The 16,992-nt window shown below is 44.6% G+C and carries 15 protein-coding genes and 1 pseudogene; 14 read left to right on the top strand and 2 right to left on the bottom strand.

Annotated elements, in window-relative coordinates; all coding sequences use genetic code 11:
• Positions 1–37 precede the first annotated feature (37 nt).
• The 14 genes and pseudogenes from A6J84_RS05860 to A6J84_RS05795 all read left to right on the top strand — a co-directional run bounded on the left by A6J84_RS05860 (position 38) and on the right by A6J84_RS05795 (position 14,553).
• Positions 38–1,264 carry a glycosyltransferase gene (locus A6J84_RS05860; RefSeq protein ID WP_095726235.1) on the top strand — a complete coding sequence of 409 codons (1,227 nt, stop codon included), beginning with the start codon at positions 38–40 and terminating at the stop codon, positions 1,262–1,264.
• A gap of 15 nt (positions 1,265–1,279) precedes the next feature.
• Positions 1,280–2,509 (top strand): glycosyltransferase, encoded by a 1,230-nt coding sequence (locus A6J84_RS05855; RefSeq protein WP_000751403.1) that lies wholly within the window; start codon positions 1,280–1,282, stop codon positions 2,507–2,509.
• 85 nt (positions 2,510–2,594) lie between these two features.
• Positions 2,595–3,812, top strand: coding sequence for an accessory Sec system protein translocase subunit SecY2 (gene secY2, locus A6J84_RS05850; RefSeq protein ID WP_095726234.1), 1,218 nt, complete (start codon positions 2,595–2,597; stop codon positions 3,810–3,812).
• A gap of 9 nt (positions 3,813–3,821) precedes the next feature.
• On the top strand, positions 3,822–5,402 hold the full coding sequence (gene asp1 / locus A6J84_RS05845) for an accessory Sec system protein Asp1 (protein ID WP_095726233.1): 1,581 nt from the start codon (positions 3,822–3,824) through the stop codon (positions 5,400–5,402).
• Positions 5,386–6,915 carry an accessory Sec system protein Asp2 gene (gene asp2, locus A6J84_RS05840; RefSeq protein ID WP_095726232.1) on the top strand — a complete coding sequence of 510 codons (1,530 nt, stop codon included), beginning with the start codon at positions 5,386–5,388 and terminating at the stop codon, positions 6,913–6,915. The genes asp1 and asp2 overlap by 17 nt, the downstream gene beginning before the upstream one ends.
• Complete coding sequence (gene asp3, locus A6J84_RS05835) at positions 6,912–7,352, top strand: accessory Sec system protein Asp3 (protein ID WP_095726231.1); 441 nt, start codon at positions 6,912–6,914, stop codon at positions 7,350–7,352. The genes asp2 and asp3 overlap by 4 nt, the downstream gene beginning before the upstream one ends.
• The gene (gene secA2 / locus A6J84_RS05830) at positions 7,345–9,717 is read left to right on the top strand and encodes an accessory Sec system translocase SecA2 (RefSeq protein WP_095726230.1); all 2,373 of its coding nucleotides are present in this window, start codon (positions 7,345–7,347) and stop codon (positions 9,715–9,717) included. The genes asp3 and secA2 overlap by 8 nt, the downstream gene beginning before the upstream one ends.
• Positions 9,718–9,729: 12 nt before the next feature.
• Positions 9,730–11,250 (top strand): accessory Sec system glycosyltransferase GtfA, encoded by a 1,521-nt coding sequence (gene gtfA / locus A6J84_RS05825; RefSeq protein WP_095726229.1) that lies wholly within the window; start codon positions 9,730–9,732, stop codon positions 11,248–11,250.
• The gene (gene gtfB, locus A6J84_RS05820; protein ID WP_095726228.1) at positions 11,234–12,580 is read left to right on the top strand and encodes an accessory Sec system glycosylation chaperone GtfB; all 1,347 of its coding nucleotides are present in this window, start codon (positions 11,234–11,236) and stop codon (positions 12,578–12,580) included. The genes gtfA and gtfB overlap by 17 nt, the downstream gene beginning before the upstream one ends.
• Complete coding sequence (gene asp4, locus A6J84_RS05815; RefSeq protein ID WP_000161925.1) at positions 12,573–12,752, top strand: accessory Sec system protein Asp4; 180 nt, start codon at positions 12,573–12,575, stop codon at positions 12,750–12,752. Before gtfB ends, asp4 begins: the two co-directional genes overlap by 8 nt.
• 1 nt (position 12,753) lies before the next feature.
• Positions 12,754–12,978, top strand: a complete 225-nt coding sequence (gene asp5, locus A6J84_RS05810; RefSeq protein ID WP_049479127.1) for an accessory Sec system protein Asp5 — start codon at positions 12,754–12,756, stop codon at positions 12,976–12,978.
• Positions 12,979–13,048: 70 nt separating this feature from the next.
• Positions 13,049–13,532, top strand: a pseudogene (locus tag A6J84_RS05805) (TIGR01741 family protein).
• An 11-nt stretch (positions 13,533–13,543) separates the two neighbouring features.
• Positions 13,544–13,924, top strand: a complete 381-nt coding sequence (locus A6J84_RS05800) for an immunity 22 family protein (RefSeq protein WP_049479126.1) — start codon at positions 13,544–13,546, stop codon at positions 13,922–13,924.
• An 89-nt stretch (positions 13,925–14,013) separates the two neighbouring features.
• On the top strand, positions 14,014–14,553 hold the full coding sequence (locus A6J84_RS05795; RefSeq protein WP_049479125.1) for a T6SS immunity protein Tdi1 domain-containing protein: 540 nt from the start codon (positions 14,014–14,016) through the stop codon (positions 14,551–14,553).
• A 102-nt stretch (positions 14,554–14,655) separates the two neighbouring features.
• Here the strand turns inward: A6J84_RS05795 and A6J84_RS05790 are convergent, their stop codons facing one another.
• Complete coding sequence (locus A6J84_RS05790; RefSeq protein WP_070657731.1) at positions 14,656–15,609, bottom strand: aromatic acid exporter family protein; 954 nt, start codon at positions 15,607–15,609, stop codon at positions 14,656–14,658.
• 49 nt (positions 15,610–15,658) lie between these two features.
• The gene (sstT, locus tag A6J84_RS05785) at positions 15,659–16,870 is read right to left on the bottom strand and encodes a serine/threonine transporter SstT (RefSeq protein WP_084881463.1); all 1,212 of its coding nucleotides are present in this window, start codon (positions 16,868–16,870) and stop codon (positions 15,659–15,661) included.
• Positions 16,871–16,992: the final 122 nt, after the last annotated feature.

The following is a 16,992-nucleotide window of genomic DNA, read 5'->3' as shown; positions in this document are numbered from 1 at the left end:
AAGTAGCCAAAAGAATGTGAAAAGAAAAGGGGACGAAATGAAAAAAGAGCTTCAAAAAGCCATTGTACTCGGTGGTGATAATGCATATATGGACAAGATTGAGACAACAATCAAGTCAATCTGTGCCCATAACCGAGCAGTGACTTTTTATGTTTTCAATGATGATTTGCCATCTGAATGGTTTCAGCTCATGGAGAGACGTCTAGAGCCTCTAGCCTCAAAAATCGTCAATGTCAAGATTAGTCATCATGGCTTAAAGGAGTATCATCTTCCCTTGGCTCATCTAAGTTACGCGGCTTACTTTCGTTATTTTATTCCTCAGTATGTCAGCGAAGACCTAGCCTTGTACCTGGATTCGGATATCATCGTTAGATCAAACCTAGATCAACTCTTTTTAGAAGATATGGTGGACTGGCCGGTAGCTGCTGTAGCAGATGCTCTAGTTCCTAGCACTTTTAATTCTGGAGTCATGCTAATCAATGTCGCTCTCTGGCATCAAGAAAAGGTGACGGAGCACTTGCTGAGCTTGACAGACCAACTGCATGACCAAGTTTTTGGCGATCAGGGCGTGTTAAATCACCTCTTTGAAGGTCGTTGGAAACCGCTGCCAGCTACCTATAATTTTATGGTTGGTATGGATACGGTGGCCCGAAATTACCAGATGGATTCTTGGTATAGGGATTCTCTTGCTGTTGAGAAGACAGCCCAGATTATCCATTATACAGGGGACAAGCCTTGGTACCAAATCAACCTCAATCGTTTCAGGGCGGACTGGTGGTTTTACTACGGACTAGAGTGGTCTGATATTGTCATGAAAAAATGTGATTTCCATAAAGGATTGGCATCTTTAGTTCAAGCTCCCCAGTATGCGACCGCTATTTTTACCAATACGTGTCACATAGAGCAAATCGAACACCTGATCCAAGAATTGCCCGATGTAGAGTTCTCTATCCTAGCTCATACCAATTTTGCGCCGGAAATCATGAACTTGCAATCGTATCTGAATGTACGACTCTATCCTTACTTTAATCCCATGAATGTCAAAAAAGTCTTGGAAAAGATTGACTTTTACTTGGATATCAATCATGAGGATGAAATTGCAAACATTATCCAAGAGGTGCAGCAAAGAGAAATCCCTATATTTGCTTTTGAAACCACTAGTCATGACTCGAGTGGTTACAGTCACGTATACTCACCAGCAGCCGTAGATCAAATGATCGAGTCTATCCGCACGCTTTTGGAATCAAAGAAGCAGTCGTTGTAAACTGAAGGAAACTAAATGAAAAAAACAATTGTTCTCGCAGGAGATTATGCCTATATTCGCCAGATTGAAACAGCGCTCAAGTCTCTCTGCTACCATAATAGCCATGTCAAGGTCTATATCTTTAATCAGGATATTCCTCAGGAGTGGTTCCGCGCTCTCAGACCGATAGTAGAGCAAATGGGCGGTGAATTAGTGGATGTCAAGATGCTTGGCGCCCAGTTTCAGATGAACTGGAGCAACAAACTGCCCCATATCAATCATATGACCTTTGCCCGTTACTTTATTCCTGATTTTGTCGAAGAGGACAAGGTTCTTTACTTGGACAGTGATTTGGTAGTGACAGCTGATTTGACGGCTCTCTTTGAAATGGACTTAGGAGAAAACTACCTGGCTGCCGCGCCATCTTGTTTTGGAGTTGGGGTTGGTTTTAATGCAGGTGTACTCTTGATCAATAACAAAAAATGGCGGGCAGAATCTGTGAGACAAGAGCTAGTTGAGTTGACGGAGCGGGAACACCAACATGTGAGTGAAGGAGACCAGTCCATCCTCAATATGCTCTTTCATGACAGCTATGCTCCTCTGGATCAGAACTATAATTTCCAGATTGGTTTTGATAGTGGGGCTGCCTCACATGGACATGAGTTCATCTTCCAGATTCCCCTAGAGCCCCTGCCAGCCATCTTGCATTTCCTTTCTCAAGACAAACCTTGGAACACTCATTCGGTTGGGCGTTTGCGTGAGGTTTGGTGGTACTATCATCTGATGGAGTGGTCGGTCATTACTGAAAAATGGCGTCAGGCTGGAATTGACTATCCAGTCACAGTCTATCAGCCAGCTATGTCTTGTGTTAATTTGACTAACTCCTGGCATCTTGAGAAAATCGACTATCTGGTTCAAGCCTTGCCAGAGGTGCATTTCTACATTGCAGCCTATACGACGATGGCACCGGAACTCATGCTCTTGTCACGTTTTGAAAATGTGACTCTCTATCCCAACACCTTTCCCCTCTTGGTTGAGAAACTGATCCAGCAGGCAGATGTCTACCTTGATATTAACCACGATGACAAGTTGAGTGTTGTTTATGACTATATTTCACGCTTTGAGAAACCAATCTTGACTTTTGACAATACCCAGTCGCGGGAACTGCCTGAAAGTGCCTATGCAGGTATTTTCTCAGCAGAAAGACCAGAAGAAATGGTGGCTACTTTGAAGGCTTATCTGAACGAGAAAACTCATGAAAACTGAGATAGAGATTTGAATGTGCTAAGATAAAAAGGCTGGATTGGCCCCGTGTGACAGGACAGAAAGATAAAAAGAAAAGGAGGAGCCATTGAAAGAATTTCGTTCATCGATAGCGGTAAAAAAAGGGATGCGCACCCTATTTTTGCTTTTTATTTATGTGCTCGGGAGTCGTCTGGCTCTTCCTTTTGTTGACCTCAATAGTCAGGATTTTCTCGGAGGAAGCGCAGCCTATCTGGACTTTTCAGTAGCCCTGACTGGTGGAAATCTTCGCAGCCTCTCTCTCTTTTCAATCGGACTTTCCCCTTGGATGTCAGCTATGATCTTGTGGCAGATGTTTTCCTTTTCAAAGAAACTGGGCTTAAACTCAGTTTCTTCGGAAGTCCAGGATAGACGGAAAATGTACTTGACGTTAGGGATTGCCTTGATTCAGGCCTTGGCCTTGACTACAAACCTTCCTGTCCAAGCTCCCTACAATCCCTTCTTGGTCTTTCTCCTCAATACCAGCCTTTTGGTTGCGGGGACCTTCTTCTTAGTTTGGCTGTCAGACATCAATGCATCTATCGGATTTGGAGGCCCTGTCGTCATTTTATTGGCGAGTATGGTGGCTTCACTCCCTCAGGACATCATCCAATCGGTCCAAGTTCATAAGATCTCTCCTTGGCTGCTTTTCCTATTGGTAGTGCTTGGTGTCCTCTTTACCTATCTAGTTGTTCTCTTTTACCGAGCTAGATACCGCATCCCTATCAATAAAATCGGGCTCCATTCTCGCTTTAAACGCTATTCTTATCTGGAAATCATGCTCAATCCTGCAGGTGGCATGCCTTATATGTATGTGATGAGTCTCATGGGCTTGCCTTCTTATCTCTTGCTCTTGCTTCAACATCTGGATAAGGGTAATCCGCTCTACCCTGCCCTACTGGAGCAGTATGCGATGGGGAAACCCTTGTGGATTTACGCTTATATCCTTATCCTCTTTGTCTTTAGCATTGCCTTTGCCTTTGTCAATGTGAGTGGTCAACAGATCGCAGATCGGATGAAACAATCAGGAGATTACATCTACGGAGTCTATCCCGGTGAGGATACCAGTCGCTTTATCAACCGTTTGGTTCTCCGCTTTGCTCTGATAGGTGCAGTCTTTAACGTTACCTTGGCTGGACTTCCAATCTTGTTTGTCTTGAAGGATGAGAGTCTGTTAAAAGTCAGCATGATTCCTGGACTCTTTTTAATTTTGAGTGGCATGCTCTTTACGATTCACGACGAACTGCAAGCGCTCAGACTAAATGAAAGGTATCAGCCACTATTCTAGGAGGTTTTGATGTATTACTTTATCCCAGCCTGGTATGGCAAGGAGCGTTCCTGGCATGCTGATTTGACACCTTGGTATTTTTCTCATTTTAAGCTAGAATTTGATGACACCTTTAATCAGATTCGCTTGATGCAATGCCAAGGGATTCCTGCACAGGTCCTCCTTTTGTCCTATCAGCCTCATCTTCGCTATTTTCTCCATCGCCAAGGTATTTTAGAAGTACAGGTCGATTCCCTTTTTGATGAATTACAGGATTTTCACGAGATTCGATCGCAGGTCTTGCAGGTCAGAGATATTGAGTGGGAAGAGGACTGCGAGTTTGTTTACAGTCCCTTTACTATTCTGGTGCTGAAGAATGGCAAGCCCTATGCTCAGGTGGAGCATGGGATAGAAGGTTTCATCAGTACGATTCAGTATTTCAAGGAAAATGGGCTCTTGTCCGCCAACTACCTGATGGATGATCGGGGGTTTGTCTCCAGTGTCATTTACTACGAAGATGGTCAGGCTCTCTACCAAGACTACCTCAATCCCAAGGGACTGTGGCAGTTTAGAGAGTATTTGCAAGATGGGGGCCGTATCGAGGTCAATCCTATCTTTGCTTTTCGCTTCCAAAAAAAGGCTTACCGAGATATGGGAGATTTGATTGCGGAGTTTTTTGAGAAGAAAATAGCTCAACTCCCTGAGGAAGGAGCGACCTATTTTCTGCCTGCATGTGACCAGCACAATGCTTTCCTTTTAGCTCGATTGCCTCACCAAACCACCAAGGTTCTCAGTCTTTTTATCGGACGAAATCCTCAAGAGCAATTACCTCAGTTGGCAGGTCTGCTGGATAAGGTGGATCTTGTTCTAGTCGACAGAGAGGACACCTTGCGCTTGGCTCAGTCTGTCTTTCCAGAACAAGCAACGAAGTTTCGTCATTTATCGCCTTTCGATACCCGCTTGGAGCTGGGAAAGAGTCAGACTCGGAAGGAGTCAATCCTCTACTATCAACTGGACTTTGAGCAGGGGATAGAGGCCCAAGCGCTCTATCAGGTCTTGCATTTCCTTTCTGAAAACAAGGATACGGAGTTGGTCTTTGGAGCCTTTGCTGCTAGTCAAGAAGAAATGAAACAGCTGGAAATACGTGTTTCTGAGATGGTTGCAGAGCAGTTTCAAGACCAGGAACTGGAGAAGGAAGTTGATTACCAAGGAGCTGAAAATCCGCTTGAGGACAATCGCCATCAGAGCAAGCGCTATTCGTTTGTCAATATGAAGGATGAATCGGAGTTAATCAAGCAGCTGGAATTTGTTCGTTTGATTGTCGATTTGAACAGTCAGCCTCTTCTTTATACTCAGATCGCGGGGATTAGTGCTGGTATCCCTCAAATCAATAGGGTCAAAACAGAGTATGTCAGCCATCAGAAGAATGGCTATCTGTTGGAAAATACTGCCGATTTTGCTCAAGCTGCCCATTACTATCTCGATAGCCTGCAGGTGTGGAATGATTCTCTGATCCATTCCATCGAAAAGATAAAGGAACACACTGGGGAGCAATTCCTGATCAAGCTAGAAAAGTGGTTGGAGGAGGTGACTCATGGAAAAGAAATATAAGATCTTGCAAATCGGTCCAGAGGATTGGCGAGATACCCTTGCCCTACCAGCCCAACTTGACTGGTATCATGTTCCTCCCAACACACCGTCTGCCATCCAGAAAATCATGGATGAGAATGATCTAGATCACTTTCATGCTGTCATTCTCACGGATGGGGCTTATCTAGTAGATTTGTTGCCTTTTGCATCTAGCTTGGAACCCTATACGGTTTTCTATCCAGAACAGTTTGCAAGTCAGGATCAAGGTCTTCATAATCTCATCAAACAGCACTGTATGCAAGCAATGGATCTGTCAGACCGACAGGGCTTTGTTCGAGACCTTTCCACCTCCCTCTTTGAAGGTGGTTATGGAGACAAGCTGAGCCCAGCTACGATACGGATTCACCCGAGTTTCCAAGGCTCTATCTCCTATCAAGGATTTGAATATCTGGAGCTGGAAGGAGACTTTGGCAAGACCTATACCCAGCTAGCTTCTTGGGCCTATAATCAGTCTGTCCAAGCCCATTCGCCAATCGAACTCTGGCTCGAATATGAAAAGAGTGGACCAGTGGACTTGCGCTTGCGTTTGCGAAAGATCCCAGCAGGATCCATCTCAGAGATAAAACAGGATATTCTCCTTGAGGAAGCAGACTTTGCCTCAGCAATCATAGTGGAGCAAGACTATGATGCTTATCTGAGCATTTCTCTTGAAGCGCGTGGTCTGGGAAAGGTCAACATCGGCAATCTCCACCAACGCTGGAGCCGGAAACAGTTTGGAAAGTTTGTTCTCGGAGGCAATATCCTACATGACAAAAAACGCGAGGAAATCAACTATTTCTTTCACCCGGGGGATTTCAAGCCTCCTCTAGCAGTCTATTTCTCAGGTTACCGTCCGGCGGAAGGTTTTGAGGGTTACTGGATGATGAAGAAGCTCAGATGCCCCTTTCTCCTCTTTTCGGACCCTCGATTAGAAGGAGGAGCCTTTTACCTAGGAACTGAGGAATTAGAAGATAAAATTCAAGCAACCATCCAACACTATCTAGACTATCTAGGCTTGGATAGAAGTGACTTGATCCTATCTGGCCTGTCAATGGGAACCTTCCCTGCCCTCTACTATGGATCCCACTTTGAACCCAAGGGTATCGTAGTCGGAAAACCCTTGACCAATCTAGGAACCATCGCACAGCGGGGCCGACTAGAGGCGCCAGGAGTCTTTCCAACTAGCTTTGATGTCTTGCACCTTCAGACAGGAGGAGTGAGCCAGAAAGACATGAAGGACTTGGACCAACGTTTTTGGACCCGATTTAAACAAGCTGATTTTTCCCAGACGACCTTTGGTCTTTCTTACATGAAGGACGAGGATATGGATAGTGGAGCCTATGACCAACTAGTGGAGACACTCTGTCAGACAGGAGCCAAGATCTTGTCGAAAGGAACCGCAGGTCGACACAATGATGACACAGGAACAAACGTTGCCTGGTTTATTCATTTTTATAAGATGATACTAGAAGAATACGGAAGAGGTGAGACATGATTATCATCAAGAGAGAGGATATTAGGTGGGGCGAGATGGGAGGCACTTATCTTTACGGTAGCCAGATCACCTATCATGCAGACGGTCATGTTACCCTGAAAAATCCTTTGCTGGCTTCAGGTGAAACCCTTAAAACCTGGTATTCTAGTGTCAACTACCAGGCCACTAGAAGCCAGCCCAGCCTCCCTCTTCTTAAGAAAAATCACACCTACCGTCTCTCTATGAAGATGCAGGTTCAACCGACCAATGGCCTCTATCTCAAACTGACCTTTTTAAACCGTTATGAGGAAATCATCGAGGAGAAGATTGAAAGACAATTTTCTTTTAGCTTCACCTATCCTGAAGCGGCCTACACCTACCGCCTTTCCTTGATTAGCGCAGGTTTTGAGGCTCTTGACTTTGTTTCGTTTTCTATTGAGGAGGATGCTGGTGTTTAATCGTTTGTATCAAGAAAGACAACTGAGAAAGGTCAAGAAACTTTTAAGCCAAATCAACGCCCTCAAAGAAGAGATGGCTGCCCTCAGTGATGAGGAAATGGCTGCAAAGACAGAGGAGTTTCGCCAGCGCCTTGCCCAGGGAGCAACCGTGGATGAGCTATTGGTAGAAGCCTATGCCCTTGTTCGTGAGGCCGATAAACGGGTCTTGGGTCTCTTTCCCTATGATGTGCAAGTCATGGGAGCCATCGTGATCCACCAAGGAAATGTGGCAGAGATGAATACGGGTGAAGGCAAGACCTTGACTGCAACTATGCCTCTCTATCTCAATGCCCTAACGGGAAAAGGCAGCATGCTGGTCACAACTAATGACTATCTGGCTAGACGGGATGCAAGCGAAATGGGCCCAGTCTACCAATTTTTAGGTCTAACTGTCGGTCTGCCTTTTTCAGAGGATCCAAAAGAGGACTTGACTGCCGAAGAGAAAAGAAAGATCTACACCTCAGACATCGTCTACACGACCAATAGTGTCCTGGGCTTTGACTATCTCAACGACAATCTTGCCTCAACTCGTGAGGGGAAATTCCTGCCTCCCTTTAACTATGTTATCATCGATGAAATCGATGACATTCTACTCGATAGTGCCCAAACTCCCTTGATTATCGCAGGTTCTCCCCGCGTCCAGTCTAACTATTATGGGATGATTGATACCCTAGTGACGACCTTGGTTGACGGAGAAGACTACATCTACAAGGAAGAAAAAGACCAAGTTTGGTTGACCCGAAAGGGGGCCCAGACGGTTGAAGGATTCCTAGGAATCGATCATCTCTACAAGGAAGAGTACGCCAGTTATGTTCGGCATCTAGTCTATGCTCTCAGAGCTCATACGCTCTTTACCAAGGACAAGGACTACCTGGTTCGAGGGCAAGAAATGGTCTTGTTAGACAAGGGAACAGGGCGCTTGATGGAAATGACCAAGCTTCAAGGCGGTCTCCATCAAGCCATCGAAGCCAAGGAACATGTGAAGCTTTCTCCTGAAACCAGAGCCATGGCTTCAATCACCTACCAGAGTCTCTTTAAAATGTTTCGCAAAATCTCAGGTATGACAGGAACGGGAAAGGTTGCAGAAAAAGAGTTTTTCGAAACCTACAATATGGCTGTCATTCGCATCCCAACCAATCGCCCACTTAGGCGAATAGACCATCCGGACAATCTCTATGTGACCCTCCCTGAGAAAGTCTATGCCTCTCTCGAAGCTATCAAGACCTACCACGCCAAAGGCAATCCACTCCTGATCTTTGTCGGATCTGTTGAAATGTCCCAACTTTACTCGTCCTTGCTCTTGCGAGAGGGGATTTCCCACAATGTCCTTAATGCCAATCATGTGGCGCGTGAAGCCCAGATCATCGCAGAGTCTGGACAGATGGGGGCAGTGACCGTTGCGACTTCTATGGCAGGTCGCGGGACAGATATCAAACTCGGTCCAGGAGTCGCAGAATTGGGCGGTTTGATTGTGATTGGTACTGAGCGGATGGAGAGCCGACGAATTGACCTGCAAATCAGAGGTCGTTCTGGCCGGCAGGGTGATCCAGGTATGTCTCAATTTTTCGTGTCGCTTGAAGATGATGTGATCAAAAAGTTCGGACCGTCTTGGGTTCACGACCTGTATCAAGACTACCAAGTGGAAGATAGTAGCAAGCCCATCCTACTCAAGGCTCGCAAGTACCGCAATCTCGTCAGAAAAGCCCAAGAGGCTAGTGATAGTGCCAGTCGCTCTACACGCAGACAAACCTTAGAGTATGCGGAAAGCGTCAATATTCAGCGTCAGATGGTCTACAAAGAAAGAGATTGCTTGCTAGATGGGAGCCGTGATTTAGAGCATATCCTTGAGGATATACTGGCAGACTATACCAAACAAATCTCAGAAAAAGCTTATAGCAGTCCCCAAGAGCTCTTTCACTTCATCGTGACCAATATTAGCTTTGGGATGAGAGAATTACCGGCTGATCTGGATTTAGCTGATGCAGATCAGATTCGGGAGTTACTAGAGAAAATAATATCCAAGGAAATCGCAGCTAAAAAGGAAGTTCTCCAACCTCACCAGCTCTATGATTCTTTTCTGAGAATATCCATGCTCAAGGCTATTGATGACAACTGGGTTGAGCAAGTCGACTACCTGCAACAGATCAGTCTAGCAATCGGGAGCCAGTCTGCTTCTCAAAAGAACCCTATCGTGGAGTACTATCAGGAGGCCTATGCTGGCTTTGAAACCATGAAGCAACAAATCCGTACAGATATGGTACGCAATCTTCTCATTGGGATTGTGGAAGTAACGCCCAAAGGTGAGATTCTCACCCATTTTCCATAAAAAGAGGATCATATGACAATTTACAATATAAATCTAGGAATCGGTTGGGCGAGCAGTGGTGTCGAGTATGCCCAGGCCTACCGAGCAGGGATTTTTAGAAGCTTAGACCTAGCATCTAAGTTTATCTTTACCGACTTGATTTTAGCAGACAATATCCAGCATTTAACGGCCAATATCGGCTTTGCGGATGATCAGGTAATCTGGCTTTACAATCATTTTACAGATATCAGGCTAGCACCGACCAGTGTTACAGTTGATGAAGTCTTGGCCTCTTTTGGTGGCCTTGAGAGTTATAGGGAGCAGGATGGCAAGGTCTTGCGTGTCTACTTTTCAGACGAGGACAAGTTTGTGACCTGTTACTTGGTAGACTCGGCTAAGAATCTGGTGCAGCATGCAGAGTATGTGTTTGGGGGGAACTTGATTCGCAAGGATTATTTTTCCTACACGCGTTACTGTACAGAATATTTCGCGCCCAAAGACCAGGTGGCTAGGCTCTATCAACGAACCTTTTTCAATGAAGACGGCAGCACTGCTTACGATATCTTGCTGACTGAAGGACAGGAAGAGGTCTATCGATTTAAGGACCGAATTCTGTACGGAAAGCCAGCCCTTATGCGCTATTTTATGCAAAGTTTGAACTTGAGCAAGTCTGATTTGGTCATCTTGGATAGGGAAACAGGGATTGGTCAGGCTGTTTTTGAAGAAGCACAAAAGGCCCATCTAGCAGTTGTCGTTCACGCAGAGCACTATAGTGAAAATGCTAGTAACGAAGACTATCTCCTTTGGAACAACTACTATGAGTATCAGTTTACAAATGCGGACAAGGTCGATTGCTTTATCGTATCCACGGATCGGCAGAAGGAAGTTCTCGAAGGTCAATTTGCCCAGTACAGTCAGCATCGTCCACGAATCGTCACGATTCCAGTTGGGAGCATTGATCAGCTGACGGAGCCTGCTAGGGAACGAAAGCCCTTTTCTCTCATTACTGCTTCGCGTCTGGCCAAGGAAAAACACATTGACTGGCTCGTCAAGGCGGTTATCCAAGCGCATCAAGTCCTCCCTGAGCTCACCTTTGACATTTATGGCAGTGGGGGTGAGGAGTCCCTTTTAAGGGAAATCATCACGGCTCACCAAGCGGAGAACTATATCCAGCTCAAGGGGCATGCAGACCTGGCTCAGATCTATCCCCAGTACGAAGTCTATCTGACAGCCTCAACCAGTGAAGGCTTTGGTCTGACCTTGATGGAGGCAGTTGGTTCAGGCTTGCCCCTGATTGGCTTTGATGTGCCTTATGGAAACCAGACCTTTATCCAGGACGGTCAAAATGGTTACTTGATCCCAAGTTCGGATGACCATGTTGAAACGGCGATTAAAAGATCCTTTGCAGAAAAGATCTGCCAGCTCTATCAGGAAAATCATTTGCCAGATATGAGAATAGCATCTTATGACCTAGCTAGAGAATTTTTAACAGACAAAGTAAGGGACAAGTGGAAGAAAACGATAGAGGAGGTCCTGCATGATTCAACTATTTGATCGATATGGCCAGGAAAGCCGAGATTTACATGAAAGTCTAGAAGCTGCTGGTCTGTCCCATGTCACAGTTGTGATCGAGCCAGACGGCTTTCTCCCAGATGGGATTCTTTCTCCCTTTACCTACTATCTAGGTTACGAGTCGGGAAAAGCTCTTTATTTCAACCAAGTAGGCGTACCTGAGTTTTGGGAGATTGCGGGCAATAACCAGTCGGCGCATATCCTAGAGGATTCTCGGGAGAGGGGCGTGATTCACTATGTGGATGCTCCTCAGGCCCGTCTGATCAAGCAAGTCGACTGGAAGGACCTATCCGGTCGCATCTACCAAGCAGACCACTATAACCGATACGGAGCCTGCTTTGCCAAGACCACCTATAGTGCAGATGGGCAGGCTATCCTGACCAAGTATCAGGATGCAAAGGGACAGGAAATTGTCCTAGAAAATCATGTGACAGGCGATATCCTCCTAACCTTGCCCGGACAAGCCCTGCGCCATTTTAAAAATCGAGTGGAGTTCACGATCTTCTTTTTGCAAGACTTGGGAATCGACACTCGCCACCTTCTCTTTAATACTCTAGCTACCTCTTTCTTGGTCTCCTACCATTATCCAGACAAGAGCGGACAGGATATCTTGGTTTGGCAAGAACCGCTAGATGATTGCCTTCCTGGGAATATGCAGCTGCTCTTGGAGCAAGAGGGGCTGAGAGCCAAGCAGATCCTCATACCAGATAAGGCTACCTATGAACAGGCCTTGGCCTTGACCAATCCAGCCTATCATGACAAGTTTGTCCATCTAGGTTATCATTATCAGTTCAAAAGAGAAAACTTCGTTCGACCAGATGCCTTGATCCTTACCAACTCAGATCAGATCGAACATATCGAAACCCTGATTGAGTCCTTGCCAATGGTGACCTTCCGAATCGCGGCAGTGACTGAAATGTCATCCAAATTGCTGACCTTGCTTTCCTATCCCAATGTCGTTCTCTATCAAAACGCCAGTCCGCAAAAGATTCGAGAACTCTACCAGCTGTCTGACCTCTATCTAGATATCAATTACGGAAACGAGCTTTTGGATGCTGTCCGTCAAGCCTTCGAGCACAATATGCTCATCCTAGCCTTTGACCAAACAGCTCATAACAGACCTTACACAGCTCCAGAACACCTCTTTGATGTGCAGGCTGTTGGAGACATGATTGCGAAGATTCAAGAAGCTCTCAGCAGTCTTGACAAGATGGGCCAAGCCCTTGGACATCAAGGTCGTCATGCCAACTATGTGGACTTGGCTACTTACCAAGAGAGGATGGAAAGGATAATAGGGGAAGGACATGACTAAAAAAGATTTATTTTACAAGGATGTCGAAGGACGCATGGAAGAGTTAAAGCAAGGAGCGCTTAAGAAAGAAAAGCCTACCCGAGGAGAAAAGATCAGTAAAACCTTCTCCATTTTACTCGGCTTGCTCATCCTTCTTACCCTGATCTTTACATTATTAGGAATCTTGAGGTGAAATGATGGAAGTTTTGATGATTATAGGAATAATCCTAGCCGTCGCCTTGATTGTCCTGGTTCTCATCCAACCTCGCCAAAGCCAACTCTTTTCCATGGATGCGACTAGCAATATCGGAAAACCAGGCTACTGGCAGAACAACCGCTTGGTAAAAATTGTAACCCTCTTGCTCAGTCTAGCCCTGTTTGTCTTGCTCCTTATTTTTATGATAGTGACCTATCAGTAAGGATGCAGTTCCATTCACAGATGAGGAATACTAAACACGAAAAAAAGATCCAAGCAAATCGGAGGATAGAATGGAAGAACTAATGAATGAAAAAATTATCGAAATCGTGCATCAAACCAACGATATGATTCCAGTAGAGTGGGATGATCTTTATATCAATTTTGAAATAGATAAGACGCTTAGTGGTGGTGTGTATTTTCTTTAAATATAAAGGAGAATATCATTATTACATGGATATTCCATCTTTATTTAACATTTCTGAAGACGACTTTGATAAGGAATTTTTTGAATTATTTGATTTAGGTGGTGAGATGAAGAAGATATTCATCGAGAACGGTCTCGCAGAGTGGTCTGCCTTTACAATTAAGGTGGATGAAAACAATAAAGCCTCTTTGGACTTCGACTATGCACCATGGCTCGAAAGTGGTTTTGGACCAAGTGCTAGAACTTCTTTTTTTCAATATAAATACTTGGGCCAGCAACCTGACAACGAAAAAGAGCTAGAACAGTTCAAGGCAATGGAAGCCTTCCAGCAGGAGCATAATGGCAAATAGAAAGTATAATCATGGAAACAGAAAACACAGTGTCAATTTGGATTGGCAACTTTGATACTAAATTAGAATTAGATGAGTTTATAACTTTGAAATATGATGATGAAGGAGAGGCGATTCCTTCAATGTTTTATCATCAATATAACATTGATATTGATGATATTGATGATTATCTAATTGAAAAAGAAGTTTTTGAAACCAGCTTTACAAATTTGTTTGACATGCTAAAGGGCGCATCCTATGACAACATTATTGTAAAGAATTTAGAGCAAAAAGGCATAAAAGCCAATATCGCACCCAATAATACGTTGATTTTGATATATAATTATCAGTTTGATAGCAATGTTCCACAAACAAGTAACACAGAATTTGTAGCGACTGTACGGTACAAATAATTAGAAGAGTGAAATGAATCGATCTACAATTTTACGGAGTAATTGGAGGGCTTAGATTCACAATTTCTAAAATCAGGAAAGAGGATAAAATGTTAGTAAACTTTATAAAAGTGGCAGATATGCCCAAAGATGTTATTGAAAAATATAAAAATCAAGTTCCAGCTGAGTTGGTTCAAATTTGGCAGGAGGATGGTCTGGGAACCTTTTTAGATGGTTATTTGAAGGTGATTAATCCAGAGGATTATCTTGAACTTCTCCAAGATAGTTATTTCAGAGGAGATGTCGCTTTTCCTATGTTTGTAACAGCATTTGGAGATATTATTACTTGGGAAGAAAATGCCTACGTGGGAATTGTCCAATATAATATTCAGGATTTGGATATTATTTGTAAGGGTATGGATTTATTTATTCGATTTTTAGATAACGAATATATTACAAAAAAATTTGAACTGGATTTATATAGACAGGCTGTGTTAAAACATGGTCCCTTGTCTTATAACCAATGTTTTGGTTTCGTTCCACTTCTAGCATTAGGTGGCTTTAAAGATGTAGACCACATGGATAAGGTAAAAGTCTTGGAACACATTTACCTCATGTACCAGCTGACAGGTGGTGTGATGGACGACTAGGAGTTGCTATTTCTTTATTGAGAATAGTACGAGAGGAAGAACTTCCCTTCCAAATACAAAACACAAGAACCTCAGAGGAAGTCCTCTGAGGTTCTTTGCGTTCTAGTTTCCATATTTCTGGTAAAAATCGACCTTGACCTGGATAAAGGTTTCGGCTTCGCGTAGTAGTTGCAGGAGGGTGGCACGGGTTTCAAACTCCTCACGTGTTTTAGGGAGACTCCGATTGCGGAAGACTTGCAGATAGCGTTCGATGTCATCAAGTAGGTCATGAGCAGGATTGGTCTGGCTTAGCTGGGCAGCAATCTTTGAAAAGAGCTGGGCCAAGATCAAACTCTCACTTGCGGCCAAATGACAGGTATTGATCTGCTGGGCCATATTTCGCAGGATACGACTTTGTCGCTGTCTCATCTCAAAGTAGTGGATGTGATAGTCCGTCTGGTGAAAGAGGTGGTCCGAGTGATCCAGGTAGACCAGTTTGAGGGCTTCATCGAGGAGGTTGTCTAATTGGTCAACGAGTTGGGCTTGATTGCGCCCGTCTCCTCTTGACAGATAGTATTTAAAGCGAAGCAGGATGTCTTTTAACTTTTCCTCGACCTGAAGGTGGTAGCTTTGGATGGCTTTCTCACGAGAGGGCATATAAAGGTTGACCAATAGAGCAAAGCTTGTCCCGATGAGAAAGAGGAGCACTTCATTGAGCAAGAGAGCTGGAGAAGTAGATTCCTGTACCAAGAGATGACCGACCAAGACACTGCTAGGGGTGATGCCGATTTCCCAGCCCATTTTGTAAGAAAGAGGGACATAGAGAGCCAGATAGAGGCCCAGACTCCAAATGTGAAAGCCCGTCAGCTGAAAGGCTAGAACACCGATAGCGAGCGCTAGGAGCATAGAAAAGAGGCGGTTACGTGCTAATTTCAGCGTGCTTCTGCGCGTGTCGGAGAGGCTTAAGAGGGCGATAATTCCAGCTGAAACTGCTGATGATAAATCTAAAAAATAAGCGAGAAAACAAGCGAGACAGGTCGCTAAGATCAGTTTTGTTGTACGTTGAGTGAGGGACATGAAAATTTCCTAAACTAATAGAGTCAAGTGTTTAACGAGGAATCAGAGACTAGAGACGAAGTTTTCGGTTTGTAGCATACTCGGCAACCGCTGTAAAGAGGACATCTGTTGAAGAGTTCAGGGCTGTTTCGCAGGAGTCTTGCACGACCCCAATCACAAATCCGACTCCGACAACCTGCATAGCCAAGTCGTTGGAAATCCCAAAGAGGCTACAAGCGACAGGAATAAGGAGAAGGGATCCCCCAGCAATTCCAGATGCCCCGCAGGCAGAAATGGCAGCCACGACACTGAGCACAAATGCTGTCCCAAAGTCTACCGAGATTCCGAGTGTATTGACCGCAGCCAGAGTCAGGATGTTAATGGTAACGGCAGCGCCAGCCATATTGATGGTTGAACCAAGCGGGATAGAGACAGAGTAGGTGTCAGGATTCAGTCCCAAGTCTTGGCAGAGTTTCATATTGACAGGGATATTGGCGGCAGAGCTACGAGTGAAAAAGGCTGTAATACCACTGATACGTAAGCATTTCAAAACAAGGGGATAGGGATTTTTCCTCATAAAGAGAAAAGCGATGAGTGGGTTGACGATGAGAGCTACAAAGGCCATGGTAACAATCAAGAGTCCTAGGAGGACACCGTAATTAGCTAGACTGGCAATGCCCTTGTCAGAGATGGTCTTGAACACCAAGCCTAAAATTCCAAAGGGAGCTAGGTTGATAATCCATTCTACGATTTTAGAGGTGACATCCGCCATGGTTTTCAGCAATTCTTTACTATGTTTACTTGCCTCTCTCATAGCCAGACCAAAGACGACTGCCCAAGAGAGAATCCCGATATAATTGGCCTCAACAATGGCATTCAAGGGATTGTCCACCAGTTTGAGCAAGAGGTTGCTGAGGACTTGACCAATACCATCAGGAGCAGCAACTTCTGTATTTGCACTGGTCAGGGTGATTTGCACAGGCAGTAAGAAACTAGCTAGAACAGCCACCAATGCAGCAGCAAAGGTTCCAAGCAAATATAGGAAAATAACAGTCTTCATATTGGTATTTTGTCCCTTTTGATGTTGGGAAAGGGCATTGGCAACAAGGGCAAAAACCAAAATAGGAGCGATGGCTTTCAGTCCACCTACAAAGAGGTCTCCAAGCAGACCAATTCCTGTAAGGTTTGGGAAGAGCATCCCCAATGTCGCTCCAAAAATCATTCCAATAAGGATTCGTTTGATGAGGCTTGCCTTGGTCCAGGCTCTAATGATTCGTTTCATAGCAGTCTCCTTCAAATGTATTGTTTATAATTATAGTATAAATATGCTATAGAGGCAAGTGATATTTTGAAAATAGGGCCGATAATTGAATAATTATGAAAGAAAAGAGAAGGGCGATTTTA

Origin of the sequence: Streptococcus sp. FDAARGOS_256 (genome assembly GCF_002289235.2) — a bacterium.
Classification (GTDB): domain Bacteria; phylum Bacillota; class Bacilli; order Lactobacillales; family Streptococcaceae; genus Streptococcus.
The sequence above is the reverse complement of the archived record's forward strand: the minus strand, read 5'-3'. Positions and strand labels throughout refer to the sequence as shown.

What these genes read in the sequence shown, in the direction of transcription:
- A6J84_RS05860 (WP_095726235.1), top strand. Translation starts at nt 38, where the DNA reads ATGAAAAAAGAGCTTCAAAAAGCCATTGTACTCGGTGGTGATAATGCA.
- A6J84_RS05855 (WP_000751403.1), top strand. Translation starts at nt 1,280, where the DNA reads ATGAAAAAAACAATTGTTCTCGCAGGAGATTATGCCTATATTCGCCAG.
- asp1 (WP_095726233.1), top strand. Translation starts at nt 3,822, where the DNA reads ATGTATTACTTTATCCCAGCCTGGTATGGCAAGGAGCGTTCCTGGCAT.
- asp2 (WP_095726232.1), top strand. Translation starts at nt 5,386, where the DNA reads ATGGAAAAGAAATATAAGATCTTGCAAATCGGTCCAGAGGATTGGCGA.
- asp3 (WP_095726231.1), top strand. Translation starts at nt 6,912, where the DNA reads ATGATTATCATCAAGAGAGAGGATATTAGGTGGGGCGAGATGGGAGGC.
- gtfA (WP_095726229.1), top strand. Translation starts at nt 9,730, where the DNA reads ATGACAATTTACAATATAAATCTAGGAATCGGTTGGGCGAGCAGTGGT.
- gtfB (WP_095726228.1), top strand. Translation starts at nt 11,234, where the DNA reads ATGATTCAACTATTTGATCGATATGGCCAGGAAAGCCGAGATTTACAT.
- asp4 (WP_000161925.1), top strand. Translation starts at nt 12,573, where the DNA reads ATGACTAAAAAAGATTTATTTTACAAGGATGTCGAAGGACGCATGGAA.
- asp5 (WP_049479127.1), top strand. Translation starts at nt 12,754, where the DNA reads ATGATGGAAGTTTTGATGATTATAGGAATAATCCTAGCCGTCGCCTTG.
- A6J84_RS05800 (WP_049479126.1), top strand. Translation starts at nt 13,544, where the DNA reads ATGGAAACAGAAAACACAGTGTCAATTTGGATTGGCAACTTTGATACT.
- A6J84_RS05795 (WP_049479125.1), top strand. Translation starts at nt 14,014, where the DNA reads ATGTTAGTAAACTTTATAAAAGTGGCAGATATGCCCAAAGATGTTATT.
- A6J84_RS05790 (WP_070657731.1), bottom strand. Translation starts at nt 15,609, where the DNA reads ATGTCCCTCACTCAACGTACAACAAAACTGATCTTAGCGACCTGTCTC.
- sstT (WP_084881463.1), bottom strand. Translation starts at nt 16,870, where the DNA reads ATGAAACGAATCATTAGAGCCTGGACCAAGGCAAGCCTCATCAAACGA.